General features: G+C 42.2%; 14 protein-coding genes, 1 tRNA gene and 2 pseudogenes. 4 read left to right on the top strand and 13 right to left on the bottom strand.

What is annotated here, in order from left to right; translation table 11 throughout:
• Window positions 1-589: 589 nt before the first annotated feature.
• The gene (trpS, locus tag HUK49_RS01530; protein ID WP_148444475.1) at window positions 590-1,615 is read right to left on the bottom strand and encodes a tryptophan--tRNA ligase; all 1,026 of its coding nucleotides are present in this window, start codon (window positions 1,613-1,615) and stop codon (window positions 590-592) included.
• Window positions 1,616-1,961: 346 nt separating this feature from the next.
• Between trpS and HUK49_RS01525 the strand changes: the two genes are divergently transcribed.
• The gene (locus tag HUK49_RS01525) at window positions 1,962-2,870 is read left to right on the top strand and encodes a DNA-methyltransferase (RefSeq protein ID WP_206705585.1); all 909 of its coding nucleotides are present in this window, start codon (window positions 1,962-1,964) and stop codon (window positions 2,868-2,870) included.
• 119 nt (window positions 2,871-2,989) lie between these two features.
• Here the strand turns inward: HUK49_RS01525 and HUK49_RS01520 are convergent, their stop codons facing one another.
• Entirely contained in the window at window positions 2,990-4,330 is a 1,341-nt protein-coding gene (locus tag HUK49_RS01520; RefSeq protein ID WP_191912393.1) for an FAD-dependent oxidoreductase, read from the bottom strand.
• A 125-nt stretch (window positions 4,331-4,455) separates the two neighbouring features.
• On the opposite strand from HUK49_RS01520, the gene HUK49_RS01515 reads away from it, so the two are divergent.
• Entirely contained in the window at window positions 4,456-5,106 is a 651-nt protein-coding gene (locus HUK49_RS01515) for a Crp/Fnr family transcriptional regulator (protein ID WP_191912392.1), read from the top strand.
• A gap of 226 nt (window positions 5,107-5,332) precedes the next feature.
• Here the strand turns inward: HUK49_RS01515 and HUK49_RS01510 are convergent, their stop codons facing one another.
• Together HUK49_RS01510 and HUK49_RS01505 are read right to left on the bottom strand one after the other, a co-directional pair.
• On the bottom strand, window positions 5,333-7,558 hold the full coding sequence (locus tag HUK49_RS01510; RefSeq protein ID WP_191912391.1) for an alpha-galactosidase: 2,226 nt from the start codon (window positions 7,556-7,558) through the stop codon (window positions 5,333-5,335).
• Between the two features lie 58 nt (window positions 7,559-7,616).
• Window positions 7,617-9,581, bottom strand: a pseudogene (locus HUK49_RS01505) (glycoside-pentoside-hexuronide (GPH):cation symporter).
• 257 nt (window positions 9,582-9,838) lie between these two features.
• On the opposite strand from HUK49_RS01505, the gene HUK49_RS01500 reads away from it, so the two are divergent.
• The gene (locus tag HUK49_RS01500) at window positions 9,839-10,675 is read left to right on the top strand and encodes an AraC family transcriptional regulator (RefSeq protein WP_102168260.1); all 837 of its coding nucleotides are present in this window, start codon (window positions 9,839-9,841) and stop codon (window positions 10,673-10,675) included.
• A gap of 355 nt (window positions 10,676-11,030) precedes the next feature.
• On the opposite strand, the gene ndk is transcribed toward HUK49_RS01500, so the two are convergent.
• The 4 genes from ndk to HUK49_RS01480 all read right to left on the bottom strand — a co-directional run bounded on the left by ndk (window position 11,031) and on the right by HUK49_RS01480 (window position 16,709).
• On the bottom strand, window positions 11,031-11,471 hold the full coding sequence (gene ndk / locus HUK49_RS01495; protein ID WP_102168259.1) for a nucleoside-diphosphate kinase: 441 nt from the start codon (window positions 11,469-11,471) through the stop codon (window positions 11,031-11,033).
• Window positions 11,472-11,565: 94 nt separating this feature from the next.
• Window positions 11,566-13,878 carry an RNA polymerase recycling motor HelD gene (helD, locus tag HUK49_RS01490; protein WP_413230859.1) on the bottom strand — a complete coding sequence of 771 codons (2,313 nt, stop codon included), beginning with the start codon at window positions 13,876-13,878 and terminating at the stop codon, window positions 11,566-11,568.
• 42 nt (window positions 13,879-13,920) lie between these two features.
• On the bottom strand, window positions 13,921-15,465 hold the full coding sequence (locus HUK49_RS01485; RefSeq protein WP_191912390.1) for a gluconokinase: 1,545 nt from the start codon (window positions 15,463-15,465) through the stop codon (window positions 13,921-13,923).
• A gap of 80 nt (window positions 15,466-15,545) precedes the next feature.
• The gene (locus HUK49_RS01480; protein ID WP_102168257.1) at window positions 15,546-16,709 is read right to left on the bottom strand and encodes a cation:proton antiporter; all 1,164 of its coding nucleotides are present in this window, start codon (window positions 16,707-16,709) and stop codon (window positions 15,546-15,548) included.
• 136 nt (window positions 16,710-16,845) lie between these two features.
• Here HUK49_RS01480 and HUK49_RS01475 point away from each other — a divergent pair.
• Window positions 16,846-18,198 (top strand): annotated as a pseudogene (locus HUK49_RS01475) (ClC family H(+)/Cl(-) exchange transporter).
• Window positions 18,199-18,692: 494 nt separating this feature from the next.
• On the opposite strand, the gene HUK49_RS01470 reads toward HUK49_RS01475, so the two are convergent.
• From HUK49_RS01470 to HUK49_RS01450, 5 genes are all read right to left on the bottom strand, one after another.
• Entirely contained in the window at window positions 18,693-19,811 is a 1,119-nt protein-coding gene (locus tag HUK49_RS01470) for a trans-sulfuration enzyme family protein (protein ID WP_191912389.1), read from the bottom strand.
• A gap of 12 nt (window positions 19,812-19,823) precedes the next feature.
• A complete protein-coding gene (locus HUK49_RS01465; protein ID WP_191912388.1) occupies window positions 19,824-20,972 on the bottom strand; it encodes a trans-sulfuration enzyme family protein in 1,149 nt (382 codons plus the stop codon).
• 360 nt (window positions 20,973-21,332) lie between these two features.
• Window positions 21,333-21,405: transfer RNA gene (locus HUK49_RS01460), tRNA-Thr, on the bottom strand.
• Window positions 21,406-21,446: 41 nt separating this feature from the next.
• Entirely contained in the window at window positions 21,447-22,829 is a 1,383-nt protein-coding gene (locus HUK49_RS01455; protein ID WP_191912387.1) for an MFS transporter, read from the bottom strand.
• The gene (locus tag HUK49_RS01450; protein ID WP_191912386.1) at window positions 22,816-23,247 is read right to left on the bottom strand and encodes a MarR family winged helix-turn-helix transcriptional regulator; all 432 of its coding nucleotides are present in this window, start codon (window positions 23,245-23,247) and stop codon (window positions 22,816-22,818) included. The genes HUK49_RS01455 and HUK49_RS01450 overlap by 14 nt, the downstream gene beginning before the upstream one ends.
• Window positions 23,248-23,323: the final 76 nt, after the last annotated feature.

The following is a 23,323-nucleotide window of genomic DNA, read 5'->3' as shown; positions in this document are numbered from 1 at the left end:
CACCTCCGATAATCTGTATTTTATTTAGAAAAAAGCGAAATTTAATATCCTCTTAATAATACCATGTTCTTCAACAGAGTGTGAACCCGTTAACTATCGGAAGGACGGAAGATTATTTTTTATGGTTAGTTCTTGGTGAAATTTGACCAGATAAAAAACGACCCATATTTGTTAGGGGCTGGGACTAACAATTATGGGTCGTGTTTGAATGTAAATGTGGCTAACTTATTCACTCGGGACTTGTTAGAATTAGTGTTCTAGGTAAAACTGAGCTGAAATGTGTTCGCCGTGACCGCAACTTCCGCCTAGATGACATCCTACTACAACATTCGCCAGGAACTTGCTAGAGCTAACAGCCTCTCTGCTAGGCAACTTAGTTGAAACGTGCTCGCCCTAACCTTCCTCGAGCTAACGACCTCCGACTCCGACGGCAAGACGTCGTTCGTCGGAGAAATCGTTATTAATGCAACATAGCCAAAATCGGTTCGCCGTGACCGCAACTTCCGCCTAGCTATCCCGTCCTTGATTGTAAACAATCATCGTCCGGGATTTTCTAGTGCTCAGTTGCTAATTCGTCACGGCTCACACTCTAATCAAAATAATTAATCCCAATTGCGTCGCGGACTTGTTTGAGGGTTTGGTTAGCGACTTCATTGGCGTGGGCGGATCCTTCTTGAAGGATTTGGTCGACGTAATCAAGGTTCTTTGCGTATTCTTCACGACGCTTTCGGATTGGTTCAAGTTCGGTTTCAAGAACATCGTTTAAGTAACGCTTGATCTTAACATCGCCAAGGCCACCAGCTTGATACTGTTCCTTTAATTCAGCAACCTTTTCCTTATCCGGATCAAAAATATCAAGGTAGGTAAAGACAGTGTTTCCTTCAATATGACCTGGATCGCTCACCTTAATGTGTGTTGGGTCGGTATACATGGACATTACTTTCTTTTGAACCGTATCAGCATCGTCTGAAAGATAAATTGCGTTACCAAGTGACTTACTCATCTTTGCATTACCGTCAAGACCCGGGATCCGTCCTTCACCCTTTGGCGGAAAGACTCCTTGTGGTTCAACCAGAATGTCTTCATTGTAAATCCGGTTGAATGACCGAACGATTTCCCGCGTCTGTTCAAGCATTGGTTCTTGATCATCCCCAACCGGAACCGTATCCGCCTTAAAGGCAGTGATGTCTGCTGCTTGACTCACCGGATAAATAAAGAAACCAGCTGGAACACTCTCACCAAACTTTTTCTGTTGAATTTCGGTCTTAACAGTTGGATTCCGGTGAAGACGGGCAATCGTTACTAAGTTAAGGTAGTGCATCGTTAATTCACTTAAAGCAGGAATTTGTGATTGAACAAAAATTGTTGCCTTTTTAGGGTCAATGCCAACTGCCAAGTAATCTAACGCCACTTCATGAAGACTCTTCCGGATTTTTTCTGGATCACGGGCATTATCAGTCAACGCCTGTTGGTCAGCGATCATGATAAAGGTATTGTAATCACCAGTATTTTGTAAACGGACCCGATTCTTTAATGAGCCAACATAGTGACCAATATGAAGCTTCCCGGTTGGTCGGTCACCCGTTAAGATTGTGTGCTTTTTTTCTTCAGCCATTGTATTTCCTCCTTAAATCAAAAACGCCCTACTAGCTATTCAAACTAATAGGACGCATCAACTGCGCGGTACCACCTAAATTGCAGCGAACCACTGCCACTTTAATATCATTTTTAATTGTAACCAGTTCGTGCTTTGGGGATCTTTTCATCAACCATCCCTCGCTGTTACTCACACTACTTATTTACCGACTATTTTAAGCTATTCTCCCAGGAAAAATCAAGATTAGGTCATGGGATCTTGTATAATGGAACTATGATTTAACATTAGTACGGGAGTGAGAGTCGTGAAATCAAAGCGCAATAAAACGATTGATTTTAGCCTAGCGGACGCACCAGCAGATGTGATGGCAAAGATCATTCAATCTAAAAAGGAAGAACCTTTTTCTCTTGATCAGGTTACCGATAAGGTGATCAACGGCGATTCATTTCGGGTAATGGACCAACTGCCAAGTCATTCAATCGATCTTGCGCTTGTCGATCCTCCGTATAACCTAAATAAAAAGTACGATGGCATGACGTTTAAACAAATGAAGCCAGCTGAATACCAACAATACACTGAGGGCTGGATTAATAAGCTAAAGCCACTATTAAAGGCTAGTGCTAGCGTCTACGTCTTTGCGGATTGGGAAACCAGTATCGTCCTCGCTCCAGTATTAGAGCAGCACTTCACGGTCAAAAATCGAATTACTTGGCAACGGGAAAAGGGTCGGGGCGCGCTAACCAACTGGAAGAACAGTTCCGAGGATATCTGGTTCTTAACCGTCAACCCCCATAACTATGTATTTAACGTTGATCAGGTTAAACAGCGACGACCAGTAGTAGCACCATATAAGGAAGATGGTCACGCTAAAGATTGGCAGGCAACTAAAGCCGGCAACTTTCGTGATACCATGCCCAGCAACCTTTGGGATGATATTTCAATTCCTTATTGGTCAATGCCTGAGAATACAGATCACCCGACCCAAAAACCCGAAAAACTAATGGCCAAAGTTATCCTTGCTAGTTCTAATCCTGGTGACCTAATTCTTGACCCCTTTGCTGGTGCTGGTTCAAGTCTGGTTACGGCTAAAAAACTGGGACGTCATTTTATTGGTATTGAGCAAAGTCTTCTCTACTGTGCATGGGGACAATATCGGCTTAACAAGGCTAATAATGATTCACATATCCAAGGATACGCTGATGGCGTGTTTTGGCCACGAAACAGTTTATCTCTCCAAAAAAAATATTTGAAGGAAAAAGATAATTTAAAATAAAGAAAGAGTCCAGGGAAAAGCAAAATGCTTTCTCCTGGACTCTAATTATTATTAATAGTTTCAGTCTAATCACGGCTTGCTTCGAGTTGTCAGCAAAGCACAAGTGCTAGTTCTCGTTCCTACTTATTTGCCTTAGCGACAGCAGCTTGAGCTAAAATGTTCAGATAATTAAATGGTCGATCAAAGTTTGGTTGGAAGAGCATGTCAACAAAAGCGAGGTAATCAATTGTGTGCTTATCTTGAATGCATAATGACAAGACACCAGCTGACTGAGCAACATCATACTTACTCATCAATTGACCACCAATGATTTGCCGAGTCTTCTTATCCCAAACAAGGGTCATCAAAACTTTTTCAGTCGTTGGCATAAATTCCGGACGGTAATTATCTTCAATCGTTACTGAGTCCGCATCAATTCCTGCTTCCTTAGCATTTTCCAACGTTAAGCCTGAAGAAACCATTGTCGTCCCATAGAGGTTCAAGCCAGAGCTAGACTGGGTTCCCATGTCACGCATCTTGTTGCCAAAAATGTTAACACCGACCATCGTTCCCTGACGAATTGCGTTGGTTGCCAACGGAATGTAAGCATCCTTACCAGTTGGGTTGTAGTGAACACTGGTAGAATCTCCAGCAGCATAAATATCGGGATCGGATGATTGCATGTATTCGTTAGTTACGATTGCTCCATTATCATGCATCTTAACTTTGCCCTTGAGAAGATCAGTGTTTGGTCGGAAGCCAACACAAAGAATCGCAATATCAGCATCAAAACTTCCCTTATCCGTCTTCACGGTTACCCCATCGTCATGTTCTTCAAAGGCAGTTACTCGCTGATTAAAAGCTAGGGTTGCTCCATGATCCTTAAATTGCTGTTCAATTCGGTCGGTATATTCCTGATCGAAGTACTTGTGAAGCATCCGTGGTGCCCCATCAATCAATGTTACATTCTTGTTCTGGCGAGTATAAGCTTCAACCAATTCAACACCGATATAACCACCACCAATAACGACTACTCGTTGGGCATCCTTAGCAGCACTAAATAGTTTCTTAGCATGATGGTAATTCTTGCATAAGTATACATGCTCACCGTCAACACCCTCAATTGGCGGAATAACTGGCCATGAACCAGTGGTATCAACTAACTTATCGTAGTGGTCGATCTTTTCTTCACCAGTTACTAAATCAGTTACCTTAACCGTCTTTGTTTCGGGATCAATGCTGGTAACATTATGTTGCATGTGAACTTCAGCACCTAGTTGACTTAATTGCTCAGGACTGGAGTAAAACATTGCATCTGGATCACCAACATCCCCGCTTAGGTAAACAGCAATTCCGCATGACAAGAATGAAACATTATCGTTCCGCTCATAGATAGTCACATCAGTCTCCGGATGATCCTTTAAAATCTGGGTAGCAGTAATCGTTCCGGCATGGGTACAACCAACAATAATAACCTTCATTTTGATAGCCTCGCTTTGTTCAATAATTAACTTAAATATTTAAACAAGTACCAAAACTTGTTGCTTTGATTATATGCAGAAGTATGTATAATTAAATTGATTTAAATCAAGAAAGGATGGTTAATTTGTCTAAACATTCTGAAGTTGCCTGTCTAAGCAAAGCCTCAATTTTTAAGAATTTGCCACTCTCCCTTAAAAAGAAGTTAGTGACAATCACCTCTCACCAAGACTTTTTTCCGAAAGGAAGTCTAATCCGTCAACCATTAGACGGTCAGGATGGAATGATCGTGATTGATTCAGGACACGCCAAAATCTATTCATTAAACGAAGATGGTAAAGAAACGGTCCTCGGCGTCTTGGCAAAGGGTGATTCGACCGGGCAAGAAAATCTATTTAGCCAAAAAGATCACGAAAACTTCATCCAGGCGACAGAAGATTGTCTGGTGTGTTCTATGAACCGACAAGATTTTCAAAAGATGTTAAATGAAACACCCGATCTTTCCTTGACGCTTTTAAATGATTTTGGTCAGCGCTTAATAATGGCAGAGAAGAATACCATTCGGCGAAACTCAATGAACGCTCAGGATCGGGTCCTTGATTACCTTAAGGAAGAAGGAACCCGAGCAGGAAGCGTCTCATTTACCCTCCCCTTTAAGAAAAAGGACTTAGCTAATTTTCTCGGATTAACTCCAGAGACGTTAAGTCGACAACTAAACTCACTTCAGTCGGCTGGAAAAATTACCGTTAACGGCCAACAAATAACGCTGAATAATTAAAAAGATACGAAGCTGGGAATTAACTTTCTCGGAGGGACGGTTGACTAACCTAGAACGATGAATGATGATGAAATCATCAGAGTCGTTCGTAGTTAGGCTCGAGTCCCTCAGTTAATTCCCGCGATTAGACTCTCTAAGTTCGGAGATTAATAAGTATATATAGAGGGCGGGAAAAAACTTAACGTTTTTCCCGTCCTCTCATCTTTAAATTTTAACTATGTTAATCCTATTTAACTTTCTTCGCGATGAACAGCCGACTGCTAAAGTCTGACGGATCCTTTTCGGGCTTCGTGCGGTCCATAATCCGCGGAACAAAGTAACCAGCATTCATTAACTCAGCTCCAGAGATCCGTTCTTGACCATCATTAACAGTGTAGGTAGCTTCTGGATCTAGTCCAGCAAAGTATACCCGAATATAAGCAGGGTTAGCACCGTTGAGGATTTGGAACCGGGCAAGAATTGCTTCACTCCGGTCCTCGTTAACTACTTGCCAACCATAGACATTATCATTATTGGTGTCTGGATTATCAAGTCGGTAGAACTTCCCGAATTGGAAGAGGTGCCGGTACTGCTTGTAGAAAGCCACCTGCTTCTTAATCGTGGCTAGTTCATCTGCAGCCATCTTGGTAATGTCCAATTCATAACCAAAGTCACCAAAGTAAGCAACCGCTACCCGCGTATCAAGCGACGTTAACCGCCCAACTTGATCATTTGGAACAGCCGAAACATGGGCTCCCCACATATTCTGGGTATAACCATATGAAGTTCCATCCTGAATTTTAATCCGTTCAATGGCATCAGTATCATCACTGCACCAAGCTTGTGGAGCATAGTACATCATTCCAAGATCGAACCGGCCACCACCTGAAGCACATGATTCAAAAAGAACCTTTGGAAAGGCCTCGGTTAACCGAGCATATAATTGATAAACACCCAGGATATACCGGTGAGGGAATTCAAGTTGCTGGTCAGCAGGTAACTTTGCACCGTACATTTCAGTGATGTTGCGGTTCATGTCCCACTTAATGTAGTCGAGCTTCGTTTGCTTAATAATTGCACTCATATGCTCGAATAAGTAGTCAACGACTTCTTGCCTGGTCATATCAAGGACATACTGGTTTCGGGCAGGAGTCCCTTGACGACCAGGAGTTGCAATCATCCAATCAGGGTGCTTTTCATAAAGCTTACTATCAACTGAAATCATTTCTGGTTCAAACCAGAGACCAAATTTCATCCCCTTGTCGTGAACCCGATCAGCAAAGCCACTGATTCCATTACTAAACTTCTTTTGATCAACAAACCAGTCACCTAAACTTGATTTATCATCGTCCCGGTGGCCAAACCAGCCATCATCAAGGACAAACATTTCGATCCCAAGCTTGTCAGCCTGCTCAACGATCTTCATTAATTTTGCTTCGTTAAAGTCCATGAAAGTAGCTTCCCAGTTGTTGATCAGAATCGGCCGATCTTGGTGGGCAAAATGCTGGTTAATCAGGTGATCTTGATAGAAAGCACCTAACTGCTGACTCATTTGGTTTAAGCCATCGCTAGTATAAGTCATCACGGCTTCTGGAGTTTGGAAACTTTCACCATTTGCTAACTTCCATCCAAAATCATCTGGATTAATTCCCACTAATACCCGAGTGGTGTCAAATTGATCGACCTCAACCGAGTCAATGAAGTTACCAGAATAAATGAAGTTAAACCCAAATGCTGCTCCCTGATGGTTATCAGTATGTGGTCGGGCCAAAGCAAAGAATGGGTTTTGTTGGTGGCTTGAGGCAACCCGCAAGCTACCAATACTTTGAATTCCGGAACGGAGCGGTGTCCGAATTAAGTGGCGTTCCCGAGCCCAACTTCCTGAGAATTGAAGCATGTCATAATCATGATCTGGCAAGTCTAATTGGAGACTGAGAGCTCGATCAAGAGTTACGGCTTCTTGGCCACGATTAATGAAGGTTGCACTCCGAACGATGACATCTTCTTTTTCAAAGACGGTGTAGTGAAGTTGGAGAACAAGGTTAGCTAACTCATCTTTAAAAGTTACTGTCAGAGTTTGTGAATCATCACCCTGGTCATCAAATGCTGATGGCATATTCTTAAGTCGTTCCTTGCCATCTGCAACTTCATAACCTGTATATTCAAATTCTGAAGTTCGTGAACCGTTTGGATAGGTAATTTGGTAAGCAGGATAACGGTAATCCCCTTTTCCAAGGCCCGCATATTCCTGCTTAATGAGTTCCAACTGGAAGTCGCTTTGGTCAACAGTTAACGTGTTTGTACAATCATGTTCTTCACGACTGGCAAGGTTAGGGTAATCCTTTTTTACAGGAATCTGGGGACCGTAATATAATTGTCCCGCATTCCCATTTTCCAGAATTTTGAAGATGTAACTTGTCTTTGCCGTTTGCAAATGGAATAACTTGTGCTCTTCATTAACGTGGATACTCATTGTAGATAACTCCTTTAATTAGTATTGTAAGCATTTACATTATCAATTATAACCTTGTTTACGCTGGATCACTAGTCAATTTCAACGCTGATGGATCGTTTTCTGGTTTAGGATCTGTTAGATCAACTTCTATAACTGGGTCCCCTGAATTAACCTGCTTACCCGCTTTTTTCATGATTGTAATTGGCCCAAGCTTCTTAGCATTCGTAACCGTAACAATCACCGTATCATCAAGCCCAGCTTTCTTAATCACTGGATCCCAAAATTCGATTAACTCTTGACCCTTGTGAACTCGCTGACCATTTTCTACATATGAAACAAAGCCAGTACCTTTTAGTTTAACCGTCCCAATTCCGACGTGAATCAAGAGGGCGACCCCGTCATCACTTACAAGACCAACCGCATGACGAGTCGTAAATACCTGTTTAACGGTTGCATCAAATGGAGCAAATACCCGACCATCAGTTGGCTTAATTGCAAAGCCATCACCAGCCGCTCCAGATGAGAACGTCTCATCGTTAACATCAGCGAGCTTAATTAGCTGACCACTAATTGGTGCTGGAACAACAACCTGGTTTGGTGTTTCTTCCCCTTTATCCAAGTGTTTTCCCCAAGTCTTTTCGAGCTGAGCAACGATCTCCGCGTGCTTTTCTTCACTCAAGAAAACTTTCTTACCAAAAACAAAGATTGAAATAACAACTAGGACTGCGGGAACCGCAAACATCAGTAATTTAAAATTGTGGGCCTGAGTAACCGTAATGGTTGATGCTGATGCACCGGTTGTCATTCACGCAATGATCGCTACTTGACCAACAACACCATTAGCTACGGCACCACCAAACTTATCCAATAGTGGCCGCACAGACAGGGCAAGCGATTCATCACGGTGTCCCAGCTTTAATTGGCCGTATTCAACGGAATCTGTAATTACCATTAGAACAATTAAGAAAACAATTTGCTGTGGTAAACCAAATAATGAAGCTGCTAAGAGAACTAATGCCAAGTTATCACCGGCAACAGCAAAGAGGCCAAGTCCACATAAAAGGCAAACTAACGCACATGTGAATAACGTTTTTCGGCTAAACTTCTTTGAGAGAATCGGAAATAGTGATGTTGCAACAATCCCTAAGGCAATATTAATCGTTGAAAAAATTGAGAATGCCTTCGGTCGTCCCATAATATATGTAAAATAGTACACTTCCAGCGAGTTAACGATATTAATTGCAACACAGTAAAAGAGGTATGCGCAGCCAACCCACATTAATTGATCGTTCCCCGAAAGGACTTTGAAGATGCCAACAATCCCAACTGTATCCTGCTTGTTCTTTCGAATTGACGAATTAACTTCACGGGTAAAGATCCCAACGCCCCATGCTGAAATCAGGGCAAGAAAACAGATAATTAGTGCAAACATGAACCACCCACGGTCATCTCCCGTGCTAGTTCCCTTAGCAGAAAAGAAAAGGACGGCTGGCATAACCAAGATACCAACTAATCCACCACCAATTGCGGAACCAACTCGTGCATAGGTCGCTGTTTTTTCCCGCTCACGAGAACTGGTGGTTAACGATGGCAACATTGACCAAAAGCCAACGTCCTTAAATGAATAGAAGATATCCATTGTGATGTACAATACCGCGAAGAGAACCAAATAACCGATCGCGCTCTTTTTATATAGGCCACCCATATTGGTGAAAAGCAATAGAAGAATTACCGCTGAAACAGTCCCACCAATTACAACCCATGGGCGAAAATGTCCCCAGCGTGTCTTCGTCCGGTCAATTGCATTTCCAATAAAGGGATCAATGAATAATTCAATAAAGCGAAGACACATAATGATTAGCGTTACCGCACTAATCATTTTGTTATCTAATGCCTTGTTACCAGTATCAAAAAGGTGCGAAGTAATAAACATGATTAGGTACCCACACAGCAGCCCATAAAACGAATCATTACCAAATGCACCAAAACTATAGGCAAGACGCTCGCGCATCGTCATTTTGCCATTATTACTAGTACTCATAATTCTTCCTTCTCTCTAGTTATAATAAAAGCGTTTTCTGTATCCGCTTTCAGAATTTGCATTCATTATATTTGATAAGCGTTTATCATTCCATGGTTAAGTGTACGAAAAAAATGCCATTTATCTTATAAGACAAATTGACATTTAATATTGATAAATTGTATTATAGTACTAATTCTTTTGGCTTTTTTTATCAACAAATTACCATGTCATATAAAAGTTTTAACAATTCAAAGTAGCTTTAAAGGAGTGTCAGGATGGACGGAGAATATAAAAGCTTAACCGGGAAGAGTTTGGAAAGTAACATTCTTTTTATTGGACAGTATAATTGTCCACCAAATTACTTTTTCCGAGGAAATAATGTTCGGGATAATTACGTTATCCACTATATTCAAGATGGCTGTGGGAGCTTTTCATCTGCAAACCATCCTGCAGTAACCTTAAAAAAAGGGGATATTTTTATTCTTCCAAAAGGCGTCCCCTGCTTTTACCAGGCCGATGGTCAGGATCCGTGGAAATACTTTTGGATCGGTTTTTCTGGTACCAAGATAAAAACAATGCTTGCTGGCTCGGAATTGAATAAAAAGCGTTATTTACGTCAAGTCCAGGATAGTCAATTCTACTCCAGCCTACACAAATTATTTACCACCCTAAAAAAGCCGAGTTCGCTTGGAAATGATATCCTAGTTGAAGCACTTACCTATCAAATGTTTTACCAGCTTGTTACTGAGTACCCTGATAAAGCGCCCCACGCTAACACTAAGGCTCAGCAAAGACTCCAGCTTGCTAATTACTATTTAAGAGAACATTACCAGGATAGTAACTGCAACATCGAAGATCTTTGCCATCACCTTAATATCTCCCGAAGCTACCTATATAACCTGTTCAAATCACAAATGAACGTTTCACCGCAAAAGTTCCTTACCCAGTTACGAATGGAAGATGCCCAACAGCAGCTTGTAAATACCGATGATCCTATTCAGGTAATTTCCCGTCGTGTTGGTTACAAAGACGAATTCACCTTTTCTAAAGCATTCAAACGTTATAGTGGTTTCAGCCCAAAGTTATACCGAGCAGGATCACACTCTAATTAGTTTCGTAAATAAAAATGGACCGGAAATTCCAGTCCATTTTTATTTATGAAGATTTTTGTGAAATTATCAGATTAGCTAATGGTTTAGGCAACCGAGTCGAGATCTGCGCAGTAGCTGATTGACTTCTTTTATCAACAAGTTGATAGCAAGAAGTCTAATCAGCCTTGCGAGGGTTCACAGACGAAAACAAGTTTTCTGGTTCACTCCTTCGTCAGGAACTTGCATGTTCTACTGCAGCATAGTCGAAACGTGTTCGCCCTAACCTTCCTCAAGCTAACGACCTCCACCTCCGACGGCATACCGCCGTTCGGTGGAGAAATCGTTAGCCACCGGAAGGTTTTAACAGGCTCACACTCTAGCCCTGTGTAAATTCAAATTCTGGGAACCAGATTTTGATTTCTTTAGTAGCAGAGGAAGGTTCGTCGGAAGTGTGAACAATATTCCGGAGGTTACCATCTGGCCATTCACGACCGTAGTCACCACGAATAGTTCCCCATTCGGCTTCAACTGGGTTGGTAGCACCAGCCATGTTGTGAATTGCCTTGATAACATTTGTTCCAGAAACGACAATTCCCACGATTGGCCCTTCTGTCATGTATTCAAGCAATTCAGGGAAGAATGGCTTATCAACCTTATCAGCATAGTGTTGACGGAGCAATTCTTCAGTTGGTTGAATCATCTTTAAGGCTTCAATCTTGTAGCCTTTTCGTTCAATTCGGGTAATAATTTCCCCAATATGGCGGGTCTTAACACCATCGGGTTTTACTAAAACTAATGTGTATTCGTCTTTTACCATGGCGAAACATCTCCTCACATATCAATCTAACATACCTAGACTAACATAAGTCGTTTTATAATGAAATCGCTTTTTCAATTATTTTACTAGTCTTTTACCTTATTAATTCATGTTCAATCGTTAGTTGTTGACTAGCCTTTTCGTTAATTGCCGTACTTACTTGCCCATTACTAATCATCGTCAGATCATGCATTGCCCGAGTAGCCATTGTGTAGAGCATCCCAATTTCATCGGTGCCCTTAAGGTTTGCTTGCGAAACATCATAGGCAATCACTGAATCAAATTCAAGTCCCTTAGCCAGATAAACAGGAAGAACTAAGATTCCGCTCGGCAGTTCTGTATCATTCATATCCAGCAAATAAACATTGGAAAATTGACGATGTAACTGACGGTAGGCTTGCTGAGCTTGCTCCTGATCCTTAGTAAGGATCGCAACTGTTTCATATTGTTCATGATACTTTTCAACACTGTCTTGTAGCGCCTGTTCAACAGCATCAGCTGAAGAACGAACCAGAAGCGTTGGCCGTTGTCCATGACGGGTAAATGACACTATCTGATCACCATCAGGCAACAGCGCTTTAGCGAAGTCCGTAATTTCCTTTGTTGATCTGTAGCTTCGGCGTAACGAAATTAGATTAGGATGCTTAGCTACTAGCGTTTTGCTCAGACGTGCCAATAATTGCTCAGGTAGTTCCAATGGTTTAAACAGTGCCTGTTCGCTATCACCGAGAACAGTAAACTTGGCTCCTGGAAAAGCGTGACGCAGGTAGATCATCATTGCCACTGAATAATCCTGCATTTCATCAATAAAGACATACTTAAACGAATGGTTCTGCCCACTCCCCATTAATAAATCGCGCAAGTACATCAGCGGGGCCGCGTGCATCATTGCCAAACGGTGCATTTCTAATTCATTACTATAATTATCAATCATCCGTCGCCACTCTTCCCGGTGAATCTCTTCAGGCAATGGCAACTGTCGCAGCCAATTTGCGTACTGACTATAAATATCAATGAAATAGTCATTATAAATTGCGTCAGCGACAATCCTTAGTCGTCGTTTTGCCCAGCGATATGCAAGGTAAGCATATTGCTCATCTTCATCCCGAAAATCGTCAATTGTCTTTTTACCATATAAATTATGAAGTTGCTGAGTATCAAGACTATCAAGTTCCTTAGCTCCCCAGTCCTTTTTTGCTTCTTCTTTTACTCGTCGCTGAAGTTCGCGGATTAACTTATTCTTTAACTGAACCATTCGATTAGCGGCCTTCATTGCGGTTGGCTGTTTTTGATAGAGTTCTTGAATATGTTCCGCAGTGAAAAAGACCCGTCCTTCAAAAGTAATATTACTAAATTGAAGCTGCTCATCCATTAGATAGGTTGCATACCGATGAATATCATTCATTGCCGGTTGACTTTCTAAGAAGTCGGCAATTCGGCGATCTTGGTTCGATGCCTGTTGACGCTTTTCATATCTCTCAAAAATATTTTCTACTTGTAAACCTTCAAACCGGCGCCGAACAAAACCTGACATCGTCACCTGACGCATGTTTCGTTCCCCAAGGCTCGGTAAGACTTGAGAAATATAGTGGCTAAAGAGTCGATTGGGACTAAAGAGGACAATCTGATCGGCATTTAATGCGGTTCGACTATGGTAAAGGAGGTAGGCAATCCGTTGTAAAACTGCTGAAGTTTTCCCCGATCCAGCAACCCCTTGTACTAGTAAGAGATCACTATGAGTATCGCGGATGATGTCATTTTGTTCCTGCTGGATCGTGGCAACAATGTTATGCATGTATTGATCATTTTGCTCACCAAGAGCGGCCTGGAGTAATTCATCTCCCACCGTTTCATTAGTATCAAACATGTTAACGATCCGCCCATCTTTAATGGTAAATTGGCGTTTCTTAATTAAGACCGTTTCTCGAATTCCATTCGGTGTTTCATACCGCACCTCACCTAACGTTCCGTTGTAGTAAACACCCGAAATCGGTGCCCGCCAATCATAAATGAGGAAGGCAGTTTTATCATCATTCATTAGCGAAGCCGTTCCAATATATAACGTTTCCGGCTGATCTTTACCAGGATCCTGGATATCAATTCTCCCGAAATACGGTGTCCGCTTAAGATTTTGCAGTGTCTTTAACTGCCGGCGAAGGATCGTTTCACTTTCAGCTGCTCGTGACACTAACTGCCGCTGCTGTTCGATCATTGCTCGTGATTCAGCAATGTCGTCAATTTCATACCGGTTAATTGAGGCATTTTCACTGTAATTCTTTTCAACCGCTCGAGTTTCCTTATGGGCATCAGCAAGTGCCTTCTTAGTTTCAGCTATTTGTTTGTCGATCTGCTTCATTACTAAATCGACCCGCTGCTGCTCCATGTGTCGTTCCTGTTCTTCGTTCACATAAAAGCCTCCTCTGAATCAGTCTAACTATTGTAGCACTATTTAATTGTCACCATGAAGTGAAGCGAGCTCACTCTGAAGATTAGCAATTGTTGGATAAGATGGGGCCAATAGCTTTTCAACCTGGCAGAATACGGGAAAGAGTTGCTTGTAAACCGCAACTGCTTGTGGTTGTGGATCATATTTTGTTTTCTCACCGAGATAAGTTGTTACAACATCATAGTTACTAGCAAGGCCGCTACTCTGCATTATCAAAATAGCTGCTCCAAGACTTCCTGATTCAAAAGAAATCGGGACATTAACCTGGCAATCTAAAATATCCGCTAGCATTTGCCGCCAAATTTTCGACCGAGCAAAGCCACCTGTAGCCGTAACTGATTGCGGTTTCCCCACTAACTTGATTACTGTCTCAAAAACACTCGCAATATTAAAGTTAATCCCCTCAAGAACTGCCCGAAGCATGTCGGCTCGGGTATGCAGTGCAGTCAGACCAAAGAAATCGCCCCGGGCATTTGCATCCCAAATCGGTGCCCGTTCACCTCCTAAATAAGGATGAAATAACAGGCCGTGACTCCCAGTCGAGGTTCCCTCAATTATCCGGTTTGCTAATGTATAGCGATCGACTTGTTCGTTCTCTAAGGCTCCTTGATCAATTAGATGGTGCACTGCCCATTGAAAAACGTCTCCACCATTGTTTAGCGGACCACCAACAATCCAGTGCTTTTTGTCTACCATATAACAAAATAGTCGTTTTTGTGGATCTATCACCGGTCGATCCGTAATTACCCGAACGGCGGCTGATGTTCCAATCGTAATGGCAACCTGATTAGGCTTAATCGCGCCAACACCAATGTTAGAAAGGGCGCCATCAAAGGCACCATATACAAACGGCGTGCTGCGTGGGACATCCATTTTCTGGCGTTCACTTTCCACCATCACTGTCTCTTGGGAAGTTGGCTCAGTAACAATCGGTAATTGCTTTTCACTAATTCCAGCTAATTTTAGAGCAGCTTGGTCCCACTTTCCGGTATGAATATCCAATAAACCTGTACAACTCGCAACAGAAAGATCAACCTTGAACTTCCTAAATAAGCGCCAAAAGATGTATGACTTGATATCTGCTACATGACGTATTTGGCGAAAAAGCTCCGGGTGTTCTCGTCTAATCCAGATTAACTTAGCTAAGGGCGTCATCGGGTGAATTGGCGTTCCCGTCGTCTGATAAAGCTGCTTTCCTTCTGGTGTCTCTTTCAGTTTCAAGGCATCTTGACGAGCACGGGTATCAGCCCAGGTAATAATTCTGGTCAAGGGATGGTAATGTTCATCGAGTAACAGTAAGCTTTGATTAGCCGTTGAAAATGCAACACCAAGTAATTGTCCCGTTTTTAAATCAGCCCGATGAGTTGCCGCCCGAATTACCGTTTCAACTGCTTGAAAGATTTCTTCTGGATCTTGTTCCGCCATCCCCTGTGGGTCGCGGTAAATGGGGTAATTCTTAATAAAATGGCCGATGATCGTTGCATTTTCATCATACAGCACTGCTTTAGTCGCGGTTGTACCAACATCAACCCCAATTAGATACTTCATTATTTTCATCCCTCTCAGCATTCAAAGGAGGTCGGCAAATTTTATTTCTCACCGACCTCCTTTATTTACAAAATATTCTCCTATTCAGCAACTTCATTTGCTTTCACTAAAGCATGTTTCAAGATAAATGGTGCTAAAACGGTTGCCACAATAATTACTGTAATTACATCAGAATAATACATTGATGATAAGAGATGTGCTTGATAACCGATTTGCGCGGTGATCAGCGCCATTTCGCCCCGGGCAATCATTCCGCTACCAACGACATATGAACTGTTAAAGTCAAATCCCGAAAGATAGGCTCCGGCACCACACCCGACTAACTTAGTCAAGCAGGCAAGAACCGTCATCACAATCACAAAAACAAATGACTCATCTAGCCGATCAATTCGCATGTTTAAACCGACGCTCACAAAGAATAACGGGATAAACATGGCATAGCCAATTGGAATAAAGCTTCGGTTAATCGTTTCCTTTCGGTGGGTATTAGCAACAGCGATCCCGGCAAAGAAAGAGCCAACTGCCCCACTTAGACCAACATAATCAGCAATTGCCGCCATTCCTAAACAGATGATCATCGCCATTACGGACGGTGACGCAACAGTCAATAGCCGCTCACTAAGATGCATCATGTATGGAGCAAGCCATTTAACAACCAGGTAAGTCCCACCAAAGAACAAGACTTGGAGAAGCAGGACTGCCCATAATGGCTGCCCCCCAGTCTTTCCTTCAGCCTGATTAACCACACTGATCATAATACTTAAGAGGATCACGCCAATAATATCATCAGCCACAGCAGCCCCTAAAATCGTCGCTCCCTCACGGCTATCCAATCGTTTAAATTCTCGCAGGACCGCAACTGAAATACTCACCGAAGTTGCGGAAAAAATAACCCCAATGAAAATCGATTCAAGAGTTGTGAAGCCGAAAAAGTAACTCGCAGGAGCCATAATTGCAATTGGAACCACAACACCAACAATTGCCACAACCACTGCTGGTTTGAGATATTTTTTCAATAATGAAAGATCACTTTCCAAGCCGGCAATGAACATTAAAATAATTACCCCAATTTCCTGAAACTCGTTCATCATTGAATTGAGGTGAACCCAGTTTAATAGCGCCGGTCCGGCAACAATTCCAACCAGAATCTGCCCAATAACCTCGGGAATTTCGACTCGTCGACAAAGATGCGCTACTAATTGGGTCGCCAGCAATAGTCCCGCTAGCGTTGCAATAAATTCCATTAAAAGACCTCCGTTCCCGCTCGTACTTAATTAAAACCATATTGTAACATATTAATCCTAATGATAGCGCTTCTTTAGAATTGTGAAAGGATCTTGAAAAGAATATAATTGGGGCGTGTAGATTGGAAGTGAAGAAATGAATTCATCGACTGACACAGGAACAGTCCTGCGCGCAAAAGATCTTTTACGAAAACCCTTTACCGCTGAATTCTTACGCTATGTTATTCCCGGAATTTTAGTAGGGGTTATCACCGGATTAGTCGTCGGTACCTTTCGTTGGATTATTGATCAAACACTGATCCTTTTAACAATTGTGTATCCTTATTTGGGTAGCCACCCGCTGATGATTATTCCATATATTTTAGGAACGTTAATCGTTGTTTGGCTAATCGCAAAGATAATTCGTCCTGAACTATTCGATATTGTTGGTTCTGGCGTTCCTCAGATTGAAGCAATTCTAATTGGCAAGCATCAAATGAATTGGTGGAGTGTCCTCTGGCGAAAGTTTGTCATTGGTCTCCTAACTATCTGTCCAGGGCTTTTTCTTGGTTGAGAAGGTCCTTGTATCCAAATTGGTGCCTGCATTGGGCAAGGATTCGCGGAAGACGTATACCACTATCAGAATACTGAGGAGCGCGATCTGTTAATTAAATGCGGGATCGCTGCTGGATTATCAGCTGCCTTTAGTGCCCCCATCGCCGGAACTGTTTTCCTGCTTGAAGAGGTTACTCGTCATTTTAATTTTAAGGTAATTGCAGGAGCCTTAGCCGCTGCTATTTCTGCCGACCTAATGACAATCCTCTTTTTTGGGACAAAACCATGTCTAGCCATGCCAATCTCAATGCGGTTACCACTCTCGTCATACCCATAGCTAATTCTAGTTGGCATTGTTATTGGCGCCGGTGGGTACCTTTTTCAATACGGAATACTTAACCTTGGTTGGTGGTACCGTAAATTTACCATTCTCCCTAACTATTATCACAGCATTCTCCCCTTACTTCTTGTTATTCCTGTTGGTCTATGGAATTGCCATATTCTTGGTGGAAGTCATAATTTTATTATGTATATTACGCAAATGTCATTAAAGACTAACTGGCTATTAGTTTTAGGGATGCTCATCCTCTTTTTTGTCCTGCGATATACGGGAACAATGATTGCCGCTGGTGCTACTGTTCCTGGTGGTATCTTTATGCCGATCTTCGTTCTTGGTAGTCTTCTTGGCGCAATCGCCGGAATTATCTTGATTCACTTCAACATTATCCCAGCAAGCTGTTACCTGAACTTGATTGCAATGGGAATGGCTGCTTACTTTGGCGCCACTGAAGGAACCCCCATTTCCGCAATTCTTCTCGTCACCGAAATGGTTGGCTCAGTTAACCAAATCCTCCCAATGACTATTCTCACTTTTATTGCTTACTTTACCAGCATGACCCTCGGTGCAAAGAACTCCATTTATGAAGCATTAAGAATGGAAATACTAGCAAAGTAGAGTGCGAGCCAGCAGAGGACTTGCGGAAAGCTAACAATTTCTCCCGACTGGATGCTGAAAGCATCTGGGAGGGAGGTTGTTAGCTCTAGCAAGGCCCTGGCGAGCAGATCTCGACTTAGTTGTCTAGAAATTAGCTTGAGGAAGGTTAGGGCGAACACATTTAAAAGAGTATGAGCAGGGACGAATTAGCAACTGAGCACTAGAAAATCCCGGACGATGATTGACTTACAATCAAATCCGGGATAGCTAGGCGGAAGTTGCGGTCCCTGCGAACACGTTTAAATCAGAGTGTGAGCAGGTACAGAAGACCCGTAAGGCAACAATTTCTCCCGACTGGATGCCGAAAGCATCTGGGAGGGAGGTTGTTGTCTATAGGGGCTTCCCTGCGAACACATTTCGACTCAGGTGCCTAGAACGTTAGCTTGAGCAGGTACAGAAGGCCCGTAAAGCAATACTAAACAGACTAAGACTAATTTCACGTCTGAGCCTGTTTTTTATTCTCCTAATGCCTGCTTGATATCATTAATCAGGTCTTGAGGTTTTTCTAAACCAACAGATAGTCGCAATAAGCGTGGTGTGATCCCTAATCGTTGTCGTTGAGCAAGCTCCACATCAGCATGAGTTTGATAATACGGAATTGTAATCAAGCTTTCAATTCCTCCAAGACTTTCCGCAAAGGTAATCAGTTTCACATTATCTAAAAGCCTAGCAACATCATCTTCAGCTTTAAGGTAAAAACTAATCATCCCACCCTTCCCGGGATATAATACCTTCTCGACTCTCGGATCCTGTTTAAGATATTTAACCACCGCTTGAGCATTCTTAGTATGCTGTCTTACCCGAACATCTAATGTTTTCAAGCTTCGTAATAACAGCCATGAATCAAAAGAATCCAACGTATCACCAGTCGTAATGTAATATTCAAAATATCGTTCAGCGAGTTCTTGTTTCTTACAAACCAAAATACCACCAAGCAGATCATTGTGTCCTGATAAATATTTTGTTGCGGAATGAACAACAACATCCGCCCCTAGTTCAAGTGGCCGTTGATAAACTGGAGTATAGAACGTATTGTCCACAATCACTAAAATTTGAGAATTCTTTTTATGAACTGCAGTAGCAATTTCCGCAATATCTAATTCTTTCATTGTTGGGTTTGAAGGTGTTTCCAGCCAAACAACTCTAGTCTGCGGAGTAATTTTAGCTAGCAAATCTGCGAGTCTTTCACCATTCCACTGATCAAAGTTAATTCCGACATGCGAATGAAGATAACGAAAATATCGAAAATCACCACCATACAGGTCATCAAGAGAAATCAAATGATCGCCAGTTTTTAGGATACTTAACGCTAACTGAATTGCGGCCATTCCTGAACTTAGAGCAAATCCTCGCCGACCGGCTTCAAGGTTCGCCATTGTTTGTTCAAGTGCTCGACGATTAGGGGTTGCTATTCGAGAATATGTGTATCCCTTGTTCGGATCAAAATTCTTAGCTTCTTCAAGGGAATCATGGCGATAGTTCGAAGAAAAGTACAACGGTAGAGCAACCGCTTTTTTGTCATCAATATGGTTTCCTGCTTGTGCCGCAATTGTTTCAACTGAATATTTACACATAGTAATTACCCCCTATTTTCTTGACTTTGCGATTGCCTGCTGAATATCAGCGATTTGATCATGAAAATCTTCAATCCCAACTGACATCCGAATTAATCCAGGCTTGATTCCAGCAGCTAACTGCTCCTCTTCGCTTAATTCTGCATGGATCATTTTGCTTGGCAATTCAACCAGGCTTTCTACGGCTCCCAAACTAACAGCCAGCTTGAATAAGTGAAGAGCATTGACAAACTTAACCGGATCTACCCTTTCTGTTAATTCAAACGAGAACACACCGCCAGCCCCCTTAGCTTCTTGATGTAGCTCCTGATATCCTGGTTGCCCCTCAACCCCAGGATAATAGATCTTTTCAACCACGCTTAATCCTCGTAAATAGTTGATCAGCTCCTTAACATTAGCAATTTGCCGATCCAACCGTAAACTTAGGGCCTTAATTCCTCTTGCTAGTTCATTACTATCCTCAGGTGACAAAATACTACCAAGAGCGTTTTGAATAAAATAAACCCGCTTAGCTAACTCACGATTTTTAACAATCACTGCTCCTGCTGAAACATCAGAATGTCCTGATAGATACTTAGTTGCACTATGGATTACAATATCAGCTCCTTGTGCCAACGGCTGTAGTAAATATGGACTTAAAAATGTGTTATCAACGATCGTCAGTAGGTGGTGTTGGTGCGCCAATGTAGCAACCTTTCTCACCACTGTTACTTGCAATAGTGGGTTTGTTACGGGTTCAAAGTAAATTGCTTTGGTATTTGGCTGAATCGCTGCTTCAACTGCCGTGAGATCACGGGTATCAACAGCGGTAATTTCCAGTCCCCAACGCTCAAAGAATTGGTGAAGCAATCGAAAGGTTCCGCCATAAATTTGCTTACCAACAATTATGTGATCTCCCCGTTCAAATATTGCCAATGCAGCATGAATAGCGGCCATTCCTGAAGAAAAGGCAAAGCCAGCTGTTCCTTCCTCTAACGCTGCCAATTGTTCTTCCAAAGCACGCCGGGTTGGATTGCCAGAACGTGAATAATCATCCTTTACTGGTGCACCAATTTTGGGATATGCAAAGGTAGTCGCTTTATAAATAGGAGTAGTCACCGCTCCAGTATTATTATCATGTTGTGCTGGTGCATGAACCAGTTTGGTGTCAAATCTTGTCATTGCTCTCTTCCTTTCGTTATAACCAAAAAACGCCCCTAAGTAGTATTTAAACTACCTAGGGACGTCAACAACGTGGTACCACCCAAATTCACTGAATTAATCAGCCTCAACAGCACTCAACTAGAATGCCAGGGATGGTAACGGATCCTTCCGGAAAGCTAGCCATTACTGACCGCCTTTCAATTGCTCCGAGCTCATCTTCAGAATGATTACTCTCCCGCCTTCTCACCATCAGCGGTCACTTTCTGAGAGCGCCTATTCCTACTCTTCTCATCAATGCATTATTATAAAATCATTAGAAAAATTAAATTATGGTTAGTATAAAAGGTGATTGTTAGGTTGTCAAGAGGTAAATTATTAAGCCGTCTGGCGGAGTTGAACCGCCGTGTCACCCTTACCATGGATGTGCTCTACCTATCTGAGCTAAGACGGCTATTAAAGTATAACCGAAATTGTTGATAACTTGCAAGCAGGCTAATCTTTAACACTTCGGTAATAACTTAACCAAACAATGACACTAAAAATTGTCAGAACAATAAACGCGTGTTGAGTTCCAATTGCGGTTGATAGTGCCCGATTAACTTTAAGCTGTGCTTGACTACTTGCAACGATCATGGCAGCGATCGATGTCCCCATTGCACCAGCAAACTGCTGAAGGGTATTTAGGATTGCATTCCCCTGTGCCGTTTCTGAAGAACTAATAGTCCTGAGCGCGCTTGTCATTACGCTCCCCATGCACATCCCCATTCCTGCCATATAGAAACAATAAACGATTGCAATAATAACATTACTCATTTGTCGACTAATTACAGCAAAAACAAGCAAGGAAAGGAAACAAAGAGTCATTCCCAAAAGAATCGGCCGTCGCGCACCAAATCGATCAAGGATTTTACCACCAAGCGGCGCAAAGACTGCTCCGGCAACCCCTGCCGGTAAGACAACTAATCCGGCAATCGTGGAAGTATTACCGTTAACTAACTGGATATAATTTGGTAAAAGAAAGGCAAAGCCAAGCGACATAATCTGAGTAAGAAAGAAGCCTAGAACATGACCGGTAAACCGGTGATTCTTAAATAGGCGCAGATCTAACGTTGGCGTTGCGATTGTAAGTGAACGCCACGTTAGGCCAATCATTCCAATAATTCCAAGACAAAAGGCTCCCAGAACATTAATGCTCATAAACGGGACGCTCCCTACATTACTAAAACCGTCAACCAATCCGCTAAACATAAACACAATCATCAGAAGGCTAACGGAATCAACCCGCTGTTTTCTAATCACAGATTTTTGTTGAATCCCCCACCGTCCTAAAATAAACGAAACAACCATCAACGGGAGGAGAATGTAAAAGATCCACCGCCAGTTCAATTTACTAGCAATGATCCCACCAAATGTTGGTCCCACTGCCGGAGCAATTCCGGTGATTAAATTACCAATTCCCATCATAAAGCCAATTTTACTTTGGGGAACCTGTTCCATAATGATATTAAACATCAGCGGCAGGGCAATTCCAGTTCCGACACCTTGAATCGCTCGACCTAATAGTAACAGGATAAAACTTGGCGCAAAGGCATCAACTAATAAGCCACAGAAGAAAAATAGGTTTGCTACGGTAAAAAGGGTCCGTGTTCTATACGAACTCTTAAGAACTGCCGAAAGTGGAACAATAACCGCAACAACCAACAGGTAGATTGATGTCATCCACTGAACCTTATTCGTTGTCAGACTAAACTCATTCATCAGAATTGGGAAAGTAACATTCATCGCAGTTTCAACGATCACTCCGCAAAAAGACATTAACCCTGTCGCAATAACGGCAGCAACAACCCGAGGCGGAATTCGATCATTTTGAACCATTCTCTTCACCCTCCCCAATCATGAATTTCAGAATTTCTTTGAACTGATGAAGATCCTCAGCAGTAAAGTTGGCTATTAGTTGTTCTTCAGATGCTAAAATATACTCCCTAACTTTAGGTGCTAATTCTCTTCCTCTTGCTGTCAACGTAACTATCTTTTGCCGGCGATCAGTTGAAGACTGCCGTTGCTCAATCAAGCCCTTTTTCACTAATCGCTGGATAATTACTGTCGTTGTTGACCGCTTAATATTAAATTCCTGTTCGATCATCTGTTGGTTACACTCCCGGCTTCCACAATTAGCCATAAAATCAATTAAAGACATCTGTGTCCCGGTCAGGTCATACTGCTGAGCAAACCGGTTAAATTCTTGATTCAGGCTATTCGTTGCCATTTTTAACAATCGCCCAATTAATTCCATCAAAAAATCTCCTATAGCATTTAGTTAGTTGTCTAACAAAATATTATAGGAGATTTTTTTCGATTATTAAAGTAAC

The sequence above is a fragment of the Limosilactobacillus portuensis genome, from assembly GCF_014838735.1.
Classification (GTDB): Bacteria; Bacillota; Bacilli; order Lactobacillales; family Lactobacillaceae; genus Limosilactobacillus; species Limosilactobacillus portuensis.
Note: the sequence above shows the minus strand (reverse complement) of the source record. Positions and strands in the feature narration are given on the sequence as shown.

Bases quoted from the DNA above. Each gene is read 5' to 3' on its own strand.
- trpS (WP_148444475.1), bottom strand. From the start codon at position 1,615: ATGGCTGAAGAAAAAAAGCACACAATCTTAACGGGTGACCGACCAACC.
- HUK49_RS01525 (WP_206705585.1), top strand. From the start codon at position 1,962: ATGGCAAAGATCATTCAATCTAAAAAGGAAGAACCTTTTTCTCTTGAT.
- HUK49_RS01520 (WP_191912393.1), bottom strand. From the start codon at position 4,330: ATGAAGGTTATTATTGTTGGTTGTACCCATGCCGGAACGATTACTGCT.
- HUK49_RS01510 (WP_191912391.1), bottom strand. From the start codon at position 7,558: ATGAGTATCCACGTTAATGAAGAGCACAAGTTATTCCATTTGCAAACG.
- HUK49_RS01500 (WP_102168260.1), top strand. From the start codon at position 9,839: ATGGACGGAGAATATAAAAGCTTAACCGGGAAGAGTTTGGAAAGTAAC.
- ndk (WP_102168259.1), bottom strand. From the start codon at position 11,471: ATGGTAAAAGACGAATACACATTAGTTTTAGTAAAACCCGATGGTGTT.
- HUK49_RS01485 (WP_191912390.1), bottom strand. From the start codon at position 15,465: ATGAAGTATCTAATTGGGGTTGATGTTGGTACAACCGCGACTAAAGCA.
- HUK49_RS01480 (WP_102168257.1), bottom strand. From the start codon at position 16,709: ATGGAATTTATTGCAACGCTAGCGGGACTATTGCTGGCGACCCAATTA.
- HUK49_RS01470 (WP_191912389.1), bottom strand. From the start codon at position 19,811: ATGTGTAAATATTCAGTTGAAACAATTGCGGCACAAGCAGGAAACCAT.
- HUK49_RS01465 (WP_191912388.1), bottom strand. From the start codon at position 20,972: ATGACAAGATTTGACACCAAACTGGTTCATGCACCAGCACAACATGAT.
- HUK49_RS01455 (WP_191912387.1), bottom strand. From the start codon at position 22,829: ATGGTTCAAAATGATCGAATTCCGCCTCGGGTTGTTGCTGCCGTTATT.
- HUK49_RS01450 (WP_191912386.1), bottom strand. From the start codon at position 23,247: ATGGAATTAATTGGGCGATTGTTAAAAATGGCAACGAATAGCCTGAAT.